We start from the raw sequence: 12,088 nt of genomic DNA on the forward strand, positions 1-12,088 counted from the left end.
AGTGTTATTACTTAGTAACCACAGACGACAAAAGTGTGACTAATTTTTTTGGCAATATTACCTGAGAGCTTAGCTAGACAATATTGCTCCTTCTCTGAAAAGCAAGACAAAAACTTAACATGACAGGCATAACTAGAAAAATCCCAAACTGTCCCCTCGTACACTTTCTTTAAGTTGAATAGCTATTCAAACTGGTAAACGAGTTAATCAGAGTAAGACAGATGCAATGCCTAAAGCCCGAAAGTCACAAATTAGTTTATCGAATACGCCCTATTATCACTGTATTTCCCGCTGTGTACGTCGTGCCTTTTTATGTGGCGAGGAAAACGGTAGAAGTTTTGAACATCGTCGCCAATGGGTAGAAGACCGTATTCATGTTTTAAGTGAGGTGTTTGCAATTGATGTATGTGCTTATGCGGTAATGAGTAATCATACGCATCTGGTATTGCACGTAAACAAAGAGAAAGCAGACGCACTAAGTACAGAGGACGTGATTCAACGATGGCACAAACTGTACAAAGGCACATTACTCTCGAAGCGCTATATGTCAGCAGATTCACGTAAAGACTTACATGAAACCCAAATTAAAACGGTGGATTTAACGGCTGAAGTATGGCGTAAAAGGTTATTTGATATCAGCTGGTTTATGCGTGCACTAAATGAATACATTGCCAGGGCCGCTAATAAAGAGGATAACTGCACAGGGCATTTTTGGGAAGGACGGTTTAAATCTCAAGCGCTGCTGGATGAGTCAGCCCTTGCAGCCTGTATGGCTTATGTTGATTTAAACCCAGTACGAGCAAAGATGGCCAAAACGCCTGAAACATCGGACCATACCAGCATTCAATACCGTATTAACGCAGCTAAAGTAGGCAAAACACCGAAAAGACTTATGCCTTTTGCAGGCAATCCAAGGCAAGAGATGCCACACGGTTTACCTTTTACTCTTCCAGACTACTTACAGCTTGTAGATATAACCAGCAGATATATTCATCCAAATAAACGCGGCAAGGTTGAGCATAACCTGCCCCCTATTTTAGAGCGCCTCAATATTGAACAAGAACATTGGATAACTTTAACCACGCAATTTGAAACCTGCTTTAAGCACGCCGCCGGCAAAGTAACTCACCTAGAGCAATACGCGCAGAATCAATATCAACTAAGGGTTCAGGGCCGACAAAATGCTATGCGCTTACTTGGTTAGCTTTGCAGTATAATAGAGAGCGAAACGGACACAATATATATACATCTGTACCCAATGAAGCCTGACTTATTAAGGACTTAATTTTTTACAATGCGCATCCCTATGCGTATAGTTAAATTGTAGAACAATTTGGAATGATAGTATGCAAGATTTATATGACATCCATGCCCCAAAGAAAGCGACTAATTTAAGCTTAAACAGCGATTTATTACAAAAAGCTAGAGACTTAAAAGTTAACCTGTCTGCAACCTTAGAACAGGCACTTAAAGACAAATTAAAAAGCGTTGAAGAAGAAAGATGGAAAAAAGAAAACAAAGCTGCCATCGCTGCGTACAACGAGTTTGTTGCTGAGAACGGTTGTGTAGGTGATGAGTACCGGAACTTCTAATGGCACAGTTTGATGTTTACAGAAACCCAAGCTCAAAAACTAATAAAGCTTACCCTTTTCTTGTAGATGTTCAGAACTCCGTAATTGACCAATTAGCAACAAGGTTAATTGTACCGCTGACAAAGAATAAGACTAGCAATAGTCTTTACATGAAAAACCTAACGCCGGAGATAGAATTCGAAGGCGAGACGTACCTATTCCTGGCTCAACAACTGAGTTCCATACCCGAAGATGTGCTCAAGGACTGCATCGGTTCTTTGGACCAATCCCGCGAATTGCTAATAGGTGCAATAGACTTTGCCATTACTGGAATATAGCTTTCAATAACAACTCAGATAGGTGGGTATACAGAAACATGCCTGTCTAGAAAAGAAATATGCCTGTCTTGTTTAGTATTAAGCGCCGGCCGATACTACAAGTAACCTGCTTTTTGGTACTTTCCATACCCTGCCCTAGTCAATTCCTTGAGCTCTTGAAAGAGTCTGGCATCTGTTGCTTTAAAATTAAAGCACGATTTGCCTTGCATTTGTTTTTTAAGCTCTGGCGATATACTTTCTAATAATTCTGGAAATACATAAACGGGCATCAGATGAAAGCTGACATAATTCTTATTGATTTTGACTGAGCCAAAATACATTGGCTTCTTGTTTTTCATAACGTGATGCGTGTTCAAATAAAAATTATCGGGATTGTCAGTGACCAAGACCATGCCATTGGAATATGGAGTCAGAATATCTTTGAGATGATGAAAAACTTCGTCTGGATTATTCACTTTTTTAAAACCTCAAGAGCAAAGAAATTGGGCACGCTCAAAATGTATATCTCGTCACACAGAAGTATAAAGTGCCTGTCTTCTTTAGTTTGTAGTACAATTGACAGCCCGGAGGCTCATGTGTGTTATACATACACTACCCCTCGGGCAATATGTGTTTCAGATTACATTCAAGTTGCTTCTCTTTTGGCTCAGTTTCACACTCCTTAAGAGGGTATTCTGAAATAAACTCTTCAATTTCCAAGTTCGCTAAAAGCAACCCATCCTCACCGCCAACTCTTTCTCCAAAAACACCTTTAAACCTATCTTCTTCAGTGAACTTCATTAGTATCATTCGTTTCATGAATTCTTTAGCTTCATCAGGCGATTGTTCGCTCTGTTTATAGAGGTTAATTAACTGAGAAACTTCGAAAACACGGTTTGATCTCACCAGATCAGACATGACCAGGAACCCTTCAGTTACACCCTGATGGTAGTTTTTAACCGCATATTGTGTACCGCCGAAAAAGGAAGTCAATGCAATTGCAGCAACCGCAATAAATTTCCATAAATGCTTCAACTAATCGCTCCTTTTGGTGTATGTATAACAGTTTACTCGTCCCTAAACCGTCATGCTATTCAAACAAACATGCCTGTCTTGTTTAGTACCTTGTTTAGTTTCAGGAACCCTTCAGTTACACCCTAATGGTAGTTTTTAACCGCATATAGTGTACCGCCGAAAAAGGAAGTCAATGCAATTGCAGCAACCGCAATAATTTTCCATAAATGCTTCAACTAATCGCTCCTTTTGGTGTATGTATAACAGCTTACTCGTCTCCAAACCGTCATGCTATTCAAACAAACATGCCTGTCTTGTTTAGTACGCCTTAAAAGTAAACCGTTTATTATGTTCGGGTTTTATGTGCCAAACGGCAGCAATGTATTTATTGTTTGGTGCATCTTTGTGAATTTGAACTCCAGTTCCGCAATAAAATGACCTTGGAAAATATACATCAGAGAAAGCATTTAAATATTGATGTAGCGCAGGACCGAAGTCTTTTTTAGGTGACTGAATATTTACAGACATTCTTCCGTTACTGTCCAATCCAAGAACTGGAGAAGGATTTCCTCTACTTGTTATAGGGTTAAAAGAGGAAGATTTTAAGCAAGAATCAATCTTGCCTTTTTCTCCAGCTAATATAAAAAGACCGTCACAATTGTAATAGTGGGCAGCTAACTCCAATCGAACACAGTCCCATATTACATCCGCAACTTTTAATGGGGTTGCCCCAATCCATTTGCTTTCTACAACTAGGGATACCTTTTGATTGTCTTTGACAATAAAGTCGAGTTGAGGCGGCCTACCTCTGCGCTTTTTAGTGGCCAAAACAGGATGGTTGTGCTCAGCTTCAACAGAGTTGCCAAAATGATGTGCTAAAATTTGTGAGATTGGCAGAGCCATGTACTTTTCACTGAATAGACCTTCACGACCACTACACTTTTCAAATGTTAACCACGATGAGATTCCTTCAGATAAAGAGCGTCTCAGTTTAAGCCTTGGATCCATGCTAATTATTTAACCCATATTCAGATGCGCGGAAGTTGTTACCCACTAAATTTGGACATCCATGTTAAGCGTATGCCGATACGTATTCATTTTCACAAAGATGCCTGTCTTTTTAAGTCTTTAGCAGAAGTAAAGTAGTAAACAATCATTTTTTGCTAGAGCACCTAACGCCGCATTAAGCGGCTATTTATAGTTGGCTAAAATAGTGAGGAACGAGCAAAGCCAACTATAAATTGTCCGTTTAAATAACATAAACATGCCTGTCTCTTTTAGTTCCATAACTTTACACAGAAACATGCCTGTTTCTATTAGTCCTGAAACAGATATGCCTGTCTAGTCTAGTCTTGAGATTCGCTATTATTTTTCTCACGAACGCTAAATAGTCCTAACCATAGTAACAATAATGATATCGCCAGTTGCTTAAATAGATAAGAGTAATATCCGCGGTGTTCATCTTTGACAAAAGTAAATTTACCGTCGATTGCAACACTCGTGGTTACTGTCTCATAAACGTTGTAAACAAAAGGAATTGACGCTAACAGGAAAAATATCCGTAAAGACCATATGTACTTTTTATCAACGTGATATTTAATCAACTTCAATTTAATTACCTGCTATTTTTCGCTTTTAATAAGATCTGTGTGGGCACAAACATGCCTGTCATGATTAGCCTTATTGGTTTTCCCCCCAACCGAGGGAAACAAATATGACTGTCTTGTTTAGTAGTAGATTGTACAATTTTATAGCGAGACATGCCTGTCTTGTTTATTCACCAGTGAGCGAGTTAGGCGCTTCGTTGTGTACGTGAATACTTAAAATGAATTTCTTGTATTTCAGAACCGCAATTCGGGCAAAATGGCTCTGCTTTTTCAATCGCTTGCTTGATATTCACCATGCCTTTGCCCTCCACTCGTGAGTTTGCACAGTCTACATTTTCGAACGTCCAAATCGTATACGAACTCCAAGTCGAATCCTTTTCGTAAGACGTTGCTCTTAGATCTTTTAGGCCGCACTCACAGTGAATCTCAAAATATTCTTTCAAATTTTTACTTTTCCTTTAAATAAATTACCCCCTCTAGTGACAATAACGCGTGTCCTAAAATTTGGAGCTAGGCGAATGAGCCCTTATGTTTTGTCCCAGAGAGTTAAACAGCAAGACAGGCATAAAATTAAAATACTCAGACATGCCTGTCTTGTTTAGTCCACATCCACGTTAAGCGTATGTCGTATTCATACTCACAAAGATGCCTGTCTTGTTTGGTACTCTATGCAGGTCTTTCCCACTAAATTTGGACATCCATGTTAAGCGTATGCCGATACGAATTTATTTTCACAAACATGCCTGTCTTGTTTAGTTTTTTTAGCCCAAAATTTGGACATCCATATTAAGCGTATACCGATACGTATTTATTTTCGCAAAGATGCCTGTCTTGTTTAGTAGTTTTTTTAGCCCAAAATTTGGACATCCATATTAAGCGTATACCGATACGTATTTATTTTCGCAAAGATGCCTGTCTTGTTTAGTACATGCTGCAATCTTATCGTAGTTAGATGCTTGCTGTATGGGATTCATATTTAGTGCCTAACTTTAAAACAAGGGCGCGCGGACACCTGTGCAATAGACACAAACATGCCTGTCTTTTTAATTCACAACTCTAAACCATAACCAACAGAGAAATAAAGAAAAAACCGTAATGTCGTTTTTCGCTCATTTATTAAAAACACCAAGTCGACATGCAGATGATTTCGGTGTATTTAACGCTACACAAACATGCCTGTCTTGTTTAGTCATGGTTAGGTAACTAGTCCTCGTTCTCGTGCGACTCTATAAGGGATATATGCGAATTCTTCGAACTCAAGTTCGAATTTTGTTTCACTCTTAACTCCTTTCCAATACCTCACTGTTTCATTTTGCCCTTGTAGTATGAGGCAGATAATATCTATGGCCTGTTGTGGGACATTCGAGCCAAAGTACACACCAGTAAGCGCACTGCTTTCATAAATCCATTCTGTACCAGCAGTTTCATGTAGGCACCTCCATTCAGCCTCGTATTCCCAAGATTTTGATTTAGTACAATATAAATCAAATAGCTGTTTATATTCATTTTTTAATAATGCATCAGTAATGCTTATCGTTGGGATTTGGTTCGTATATGTTACTTTTTTTGCTTTATTGAATGGCTCAAACGAAGTATCGAATTCTAAACAAAATCCTCTATTTTTATCTCCATAGTGAGACCACATAAGCAAATCATTGTAATTTTCTGAAAAACACGAGACCCCCTTTTCCACAATGCCATTCTGAATAATTTTATTAATATTTTTGCTTCCAACACCATGAAGCCAATCACTCACCTCTTTAGCGGTAGCCGTGTCCAAAGCACGCTTAGTTTCATCAGGTAAATCAGGGATAGTCGAATAACGTTTTCTAAATAACTCGGATTCAGCCTCGGTTGGCTTTTCAACCCTCGCAGTTATCTTACAATCGAATGGGTCATTAAAATTTGCTGGTGATCCGAAGTATAAAGTTTGCGATTTTAAATTTGACAAGCTTTGAGTAGAAAAACTCTCGTACTTATACAACTTACTAGGTATATCCATTTACAAAAACTCCTTCTGTTACTGGCCCAGCGAGCCTGCGACCGACTTAATGTGATTTTAGACGCGTTTATCACCTAATCCTTCAAATAGTTTTGGGTGCATGTTTGTAGTTTTTTCTTTTGGAATAGTAACACTGTTCATAGTGTTGTCTAAACGCGCGCCTTTCAGATTAAAGAAGTCCGTGAAACCGCCAAGAAAAGTACGGAAAGATGCCTGTCTTGTTACGTATTACAAAAGAAGACGGCTTCATTTTAGTTGTAGCTATACTCGGTCAATCACAACTGCCTGAAAACCATTTTTCATTTTATTTATAAGTTCTTTAACGCATAAGAAGCAAAAAGTTAATAACTTTATACAGAAACATGCCTGTCTTATTTAGTTTCCACAAACATGCCTGTCTTGTTTAGTTGTCCGACTACCTAGTAGTAACTTTTATAGCGCTAGCTAATGTTGGGTACATTACTTCCAATAACTTATTGGCTAGGGGTGAAATTTCTATGTTATTGGTTCGACGAACTTTCAAATTTGGCATAGGGCAAGTAAAAACGGGCTCTCCGGATGGCATTTGATCCATCAAGAAGCGTGCTTTTAGGACTTGACCAGGATTAATGTGATTAGCTTGGATTAAACATGTTTCTCCATCCTCACGCTCGAAATCCCAGAAAGTGTCATACCCATCTGGAATATCATCGATGTAAGCTGGAATAATATAAGTGGCATCCTTTGATTCAATTTTAAGTGGAGGATTCTCAATAGCGACGTTACCGGAATTTATAATATCCACTTCCAGCAATACCAACTCGTCGATGACATCATCCTTATAAGACATGGTTATTTGATTTGCGTCTCGAAACCGGCTCTTATCCAGCAGAGGAGTCATTTTTAAACGATATTGAATCTCCATCCGCTTCATAGAACGACGGGCCAAAGCAGCCGAAACAAACCAACTTACCACACCCACAACTAGCGTTACCGCCACGGCAGTAATTGCAATAATGTCACTTGTTGAAAGCTGAAGCATTGTTTCTGAACTTTCAGTCAAACTGAGATTTCCTTTATATTTATAACGCCGCGCTTTGCGGCTATTTTGGAGCACAGCAGAAAAACAGTCCGACAATAGCGCCTTGTTAGGGGCTATTGTGGCACCATTGTCTTCAATTTCGCTATAACCCCGGCCAGATCAAATGATTTAGCCGATGCAAGAAGAGATTCAAAGTTATGGCTCGAACCAATAAACAGCCCTGCTTGATCGAACAATGGGATTAGTAGCGCAATGAAAATTGACAGTCGAATAGCCCACCCTACCAAATTTGGTAATGGCCCTAGCAGTGAATGTACCCAAGGTATGACTCTATGCAGTTTTTCAATTCTCTTTCGCTTCTTCTCCGAAATTGGTTTTTCATCATAGATTCGCAAACCGTATACCATATTTGATACTGAGTTTAATAATGCTGACCAAACATGATTGATGATTTCAAAAACCAATGAAAGACCCGCATATACAATCCACAACACGATGTAGAATGCAAAAATTGAATCCATTGAAGAATTTTGTGACTGGCTTTCAATCTGACTTAGCTTTTCGATAGTTTCTTCAAGACGTGGAATAGTTTGTTCAATCTCTTCTCGGTATTCAGAAATTCCCTGGCCTTTCTTTTCAGCAAGAGTATCAATTAAGGATTCTAACTCCGCCCGAGCCTTCAATTCTTCTGTTTTTATCTTTGCAGTCTCAGCTGCAGTTTTCTCTGGTATGCCTTGATTAGAAGTTGTTTGGCTAACCTGGAATAAAATTGCAACAACCAATGCCGGTAATGCCAATATTTCGACGGCCGTAGTCCACCAAGGCTTACTTTTGGAATTCTCGTTATTTTGTGCACTTGCCTGATGATCCAGCTTGACCGAAATCAATTCCATTTTTGATTTTAAAACCTCTAGATCTTGTGTGCTAATACCATTTTGATGATTATTTTCCATAGCAACTCTAACTTTTATTAATGTGATGCGAGGCTTCTAACGCCTTACTAATGGGCGTAAAATGCTTGGCTAAAATTGGCGACGAAGGAGCACAAGCCAAGCATTTTGCGTCCTTTTGAGTAACTTGTTAGGTTTAAAATTTAAGCATATCTACCAATTTTGAAGCTATATATGCAAAGTATCCTAAAGCTACCACGAATACAAAACCATTCAGGTAAGCGACTTTAGGTCGGTATGATGTAGGCATACGGTCATAAAAAGCACCAAACAAACCTATTGAAACCCAAACCATGTTGATAATAGTAAATGTAACTATGTGAGAAAAAAGCGGCCAATAAGGAACATATTTATCAGGTAAGCCACCTTGAGCTAGGTCGATTAGTAATTTGTTATGTCCAGTTATTGCGGTTACTGAAAAACCTAAGACAACGTATAAAAATGAAATAACCGAAGTTTCTAATTTTAGTAGTTCAGGAAAATCGGACGATAATTTTATTGGTGTACTCAAGGTTAACTCCTTTTAAACCTAACAGTTTACTCGTCCCCAAAACGTCATGCTATTCCACACCACTTTCGGGTACTTGTCCTTTTAATCATCCACTACTCTAAACCACAACCACAAGAGAAATAAAGAAAAAACTAAATTGTCTTTTTTTGCGCAAAAGTTAAAAACACCAAATCGACATTCAGTTGCTTTTGGTGTACTTAACACAAGCCAAAAACCAAAAAAGCCAGCTTCCGCTGGCTTCTAAAACAAATAATTTAACGTCACTCGAACTAAAAACTACTTCCCCTGCCTAGCAGCCAGCTTCTCCAACTGCTCATCAGTAGCCGGAAGCTGATGCTTCTCTTTCCACTCTGAATACGGCATTTTGTATATCACTTCGCGTGCGGCTTCGTAATCGATATCAGCACCCTGCTCGCTTGCAGCTGCCGAATACCATTTTGCCAAGCAGTTACGGCAAAAGTCGGCCAAAATCATCAGGTCAATGTTCTGAACGTCTTTATTTGCGTCTAGGTGTTCTACTAAGCGGCGGAATACCGCTGCTTCTACTTCGGTTTGCGTTTGCTTATCCATTATTTAATACCTCTAAAAAAGCGTTTTTCGTTATGGCCTAAATGTATTGCTTAAACGTGTGGGTTAATGGGTAAAACCCAACCCGCTATCTCTTTTAAAACCTAAAACGAAAAAAGGGAGCCAAGCTCCCTTTTTACTTAAACATAACTAACTAGGTTTAAAACCTAATTGATATTACTCTGCGTCGTCAGACTTAGGCGCAGGCTTTTCTAGAAGCTCTTTAATGCTTAAACGTACACGGTTCTGGCGGTCGATTTCCATAACCTTAACGTCAACCATTTCACCTTCTTTAAGGTAGTCAGTAACCTTGTTCACACGCTCGTGAGCGATTTGTGAAATGTGAACAAGACCTTCTTTACCTGGAAGTACTTCTACGAACGCACCGAAGTCTACAATACGTGTAATCTTACCGTTGTAAGTCTTACCAACCTCAATTTCAGCCGTTACTTGCTCAATCTTGCCAATAGCGATGTCTGCTTTCGCACGCTCTGTCGCGAAGATTTTGATAGTACCGTCGTCTTCAATCTCGATGTTAGTGTCAGACTCTTCAGTAATTTGACGGATCATTGCGCCGCCTTTACCGATAACGTCACGAATCTTGTCTTGATCAATCTTCATTGTGTAAATGCGTGGAGCAAATTCACTTAGCTCTTCACGGTGACCGCCAATGGCTTCGTCCATTACGTTAAGAATGTGCAAACGTGCTTCTTTTGCTTGTTTAAGCGCAATTTGCATGATTTCTTTAGTAATACCTTCAATCTTAATGTCCATTTGAAGTGCAGTAATACCATCGGTAGTACCCGCTACTTTAAAGTCCATGTCGCCAAGGTGATCTTCGTCACCAAGGATGTCTGAAAGTACAACAAAGTTGTCGTCACTCTTAACTAGGCCCATTGCGATACCCGCAACAGACGCTTTAATTGGAACACCTGCATCCATAAGCGCTAGTGAAGTACCACATACAGACGCCATTGAAGATGAACCGTTTGATTCTGTGATTTCAGAAACCACACGTACTACGTACGGGAATTCTTCTTCACTTGGCATTACTGCTTGAATACCACGCTTCGCTAGACGACCGTGACCAATTTCACGACGCTTAGGCGAACCAATCATACCGGTTTCACCAACACAGTATGGAGGGAAGTTGTAGTGAAGCATGAAACGGCTGTCGCGCTTACCTTGAAGCTCGTCAATCATCTGTGCGTCACGCTCTGTACCTAAAGTAGCAGCAACAATTGCCTGCGTTTCACCACGGGTGAATAGTGCAGAACCGTGAGTACGAGGAAGAATGCCTGTTGCTACGTCTAGAGCACGAATCATTGCAGGCTCACGACCGTCGATACGTGGCGCGCCAGAAAGGATGCGTGAACGTACTACGTCAGACTCAAGTTCGTGAAGAAGATCTAGTACTTCTTTCTTGTCTTGCTCTTCGTCTTCAGTAAGGATAGCTTCTAGTGCTTTGTCAGTTGCTGCAGTTACTGCGTCTTTACGCTCTAACTTGTCAGAAATCTGGTAAGCCGCTGTCATTTCAGCTTCAGCTAGTGCTTTAACTTTATCTTTAAGTGCAGTGTTTTCTGCTTCTGGTGCCCAGTCCCACTTCTCAGTGCCAACTTCAGCAGCAAATTCATTAACTGCGTTAACCACAGTTTGAAGTTGCTCGTGACCGAACATTACCGCACCTAGCATAGTATCTTCAGAAAGCACGTCAGCTTCTGATTCAACCATAAGTACTGCACCTTCAGTACCCGCAACAACAAGGTCAAGCTGGCTTTCAGCTTGCTCTTCTGCGCGTGTATTTAGAATGTATTCGCCGTTGCTATAACCAACACGAGCCGCACCGATTGGGCCGTTGAAAGGAATACCTGAGATAGCAAGCGCTGCAGAAGTACCAATCATAGAGATGATGTCTGTAGGGATATCTGGGTTAGCAGACATTACAGTAACAACAACCTGTACTTCGTTTTTGAAGCCTTCTGGGAATAATGGGCGAATTGGGCGGTCGATAAGACGCGCAGTCAATGTTTCGCCTTCAGATGGACGACCTTCACGCTTGAAGAAACCACCTGGGATTTTACCCGCAGCGTATGCTTTTTCTTGGTAGTTTACTGTTAGAGGGAAGAAGTCTTGATCTGGCTTTGCTTCTTTTTTACCAACTACTGTTACCAGTACAGACGTGTCGTCCATGCTCGCAAGAACCGCAGCTGTCGCCTGACGAGCAATTACACCCGTCTCTAGAGTTACAGTATGCTGTCCATACTGAAATGATTTAGTAATAGGAGTCACTATTTGTCCTTTAATTTCAATCTTTATTTTATCGCTTTTAAACGCGGCGCATAGTATAGCTTTGAAGTAGCTGTAATGCCATTGCCAAATACAGCCCCGCGTGGAATTTATTTAGTGAATTTGCGAAAAATCGCTATCAACCATGGCACCATGACTATATGAAATATCTGTGAAATTTCAATTATTGACTATATTTTCATCATACTGACACAAAACAGCGTATGCTAGAACAAAATGCG

The 12,088-nt window shown here is 40.0% G+C and carries 13 protein-coding genes; 3 read left to right on the forward strand and 10 right to left on the reverse strand.

Annotated elements, in window-relative coordinates:
• Window positions 1–226: 226 nt before the first annotated feature.
• The 3 genes from ACYX4N_RS11975 (at window position 227) to ACYX4N_RS11985 (ending at window position 1,909) form a co-directional block, all read left to right on the forward strand.
• A complete protein-coding gene (locus tag ACYX4N_RS11975; protein WP_476054172.1) occupies window positions 227–1,204 on the forward strand; it encodes a transposase in 978 nt (325 codons plus the stop codon).
• A 142-nt stretch (window positions 1,205–1,346) separates the two neighbouring features.
• Window positions 1,347–1,592, forward strand: a complete 246-nt coding sequence (locus ACYX4N_RS11980; RefSeq protein WP_474874228.1) for a type II toxin-antitoxin system CcdA family antitoxin — start codon at window positions 1,347–1,349, stop codon at window positions 1,590–1,592.
• Window positions 1,592–1,909, forward strand: coding sequence for a CcdB family protein (locus tag ACYX4N_RS11985; protein ID WP_476054173.1), 318 nt, complete (start codon window positions 1,592–1,594; stop codon window positions 1,907–1,909). The genes ACYX4N_RS11980 and ACYX4N_RS11985 overlap by 1 nt, the downstream gene beginning before the upstream one ends.
• Before the next feature lie 95 nt (window positions 1,910–2,004).
• Here ACYX4N_RS11985 and ACYX4N_RS11990 read toward each other — a convergent pair whose 3' ends face one another.
• From ACYX4N_RS11990 to pnp, 10 genes are all read right to left on the reverse strand, one after another.
• On the reverse strand, window positions 2,005–2,364 hold the full coding sequence (locus ACYX4N_RS11990) for a hypothetical protein (RefSeq protein ID WP_476054174.1): 360 nt from the start codon (window positions 2,362–2,364) through the stop codon (window positions 2,005–2,007).
• A 136-nt stretch (window positions 2,365–2,500) separates the two neighbouring features.
• Entirely contained in the window at window positions 2,501–2,923 is a 423-nt protein-coding gene (locus ACYX4N_RS11995) for a hypothetical protein (protein ID WP_476054175.1), read from the reverse strand.
• 297 nt (window positions 2,924–3,220) lie between these two features.
• Window positions 3,221–3,805, reverse strand: coding sequence for a hypothetical protein (locus ACYX4N_RS12000; RefSeq protein ID WP_476054176.1), 585 nt, complete (start codon window positions 3,803–3,805; stop codon window positions 3,221–3,223).
• Between the two features lie 889 nt (window positions 3,806–4,694).
• Window positions 4,695–4,952, reverse strand: a complete 258-nt coding sequence (locus ACYX4N_RS12005) for a hypothetical protein (RefSeq protein ID WP_476054177.1) — start codon at window positions 4,950–4,952, stop codon at window positions 4,695–4,697.
• Window positions 4,953–5,704: 752 nt separating this feature from the next.
• Window positions 5,705–6,511, reverse strand: coding sequence for a DUF2971 domain-containing protein (locus ACYX4N_RS12010; protein WP_476054178.1), 807 nt, complete (start codon window positions 6,509–6,511; stop codon window positions 5,705–5,707).
• 415 nt (window positions 6,512–6,926) lie between these two features.
• Complete coding sequence (locus tag ACYX4N_RS12015) at window positions 6,927–7,553, reverse strand: hypothetical protein (protein ID WP_476054179.1); 627 nt, start codon at window positions 7,551–7,553, stop codon at window positions 6,927–6,929.
• 92 nt (window positions 7,554–7,645) lie between these two features.
• The gene (locus ACYX4N_RS12020) at window positions 7,646–8,485 is read right to left on the reverse strand and encodes a hypothetical protein (protein WP_476054180.1); all 840 of its coding nucleotides are present in this window, start codon (window positions 8,483–8,485) and stop codon (window positions 7,646–7,648) included.
• Between the two features lie 133 nt (window positions 8,486–8,618).
• Window positions 8,619–8,993, reverse strand: a complete 375-nt coding sequence (locus ACYX4N_RS12025) for a hypothetical protein (protein WP_476054181.1) — start codon at window positions 8,991–8,993, stop codon at window positions 8,619–8,621.
• 276 nt (window positions 8,994–9,269) lie between these two features.
• The gene (locus ACYX4N_RS12030) at window positions 9,270–9,563 is read right to left on the reverse strand and encodes a DUF1244 domain-containing protein (RefSeq protein ID WP_049587806.1); all 294 of its coding nucleotides are present in this window, start codon (window positions 9,561–9,563) and stop codon (window positions 9,270–9,272) included.
• A 174-nt stretch (window positions 9,564–9,737) separates the two neighbouring features.
• Window positions 9,738–11,849, reverse strand: a complete 2,112-nt coding sequence (gene pnp, locus ACYX4N_RS12035; protein WP_476054182.1) for a polyribonucleotide nucleotidyltransferase — start codon at window positions 11,847–11,849, stop codon at window positions 9,738–9,740.
• Window positions 11,850–12,088 lie beyond the last annotated feature (239 nt).

This window comes from Alteromonas sp. ABH4_452 (assembly GCF_056311825.1).

Coding starts and splice junctions, on each gene's coding strand:
- ACYX4N_RS12020 (WP_476054180.1), bottom strand. CDS start 8,485: ATGGAAAATAATCATCAAAATGGTATTAGCACACAAGATCTAGAGGTT.
- ACYX4N_RS12010 (WP_476054178.1), bottom strand. CDS start 6,511: ATGGATATACCTAGTAAGTTGTATAAGTACGAGAGTTTTTCTACTCAA.
- ACYX4N_RS12000 (WP_476054176.1), bottom strand. CDS start 3,805: ATGGCTCTGCCAATCTCACAAATTTTAGCACATCATTTTGGCAACTCT.
- ACYX4N_RS11985 (WP_476054173.1), top strand. CDS start 1,592: ATGGCACAGTTTGATGTTTACAGAAACCCAAGCTCAAAAACTAATAAA.
- ACYX4N_RS12030 (WP_049587806.1), bottom strand. CDS start 9,563: ATGGATAAGCAAACGCAAACCGAAGTAGAAGCAGCGGTATTCCGCCGC.
- ACYX4N_RS11975 (WP_476054172.1), top strand. CDS start 227: ATGCCTAAAGCCCGAAAGTCACAAATTAGTTTATCGAATACGCCCTAT.
- ACYX4N_RS11980 (WP_474874228.1), top strand. CDS start 1,347: ATGCAAGATTTATATGACATCCATGCCCCAAAGAAAGCGACTAATTTA.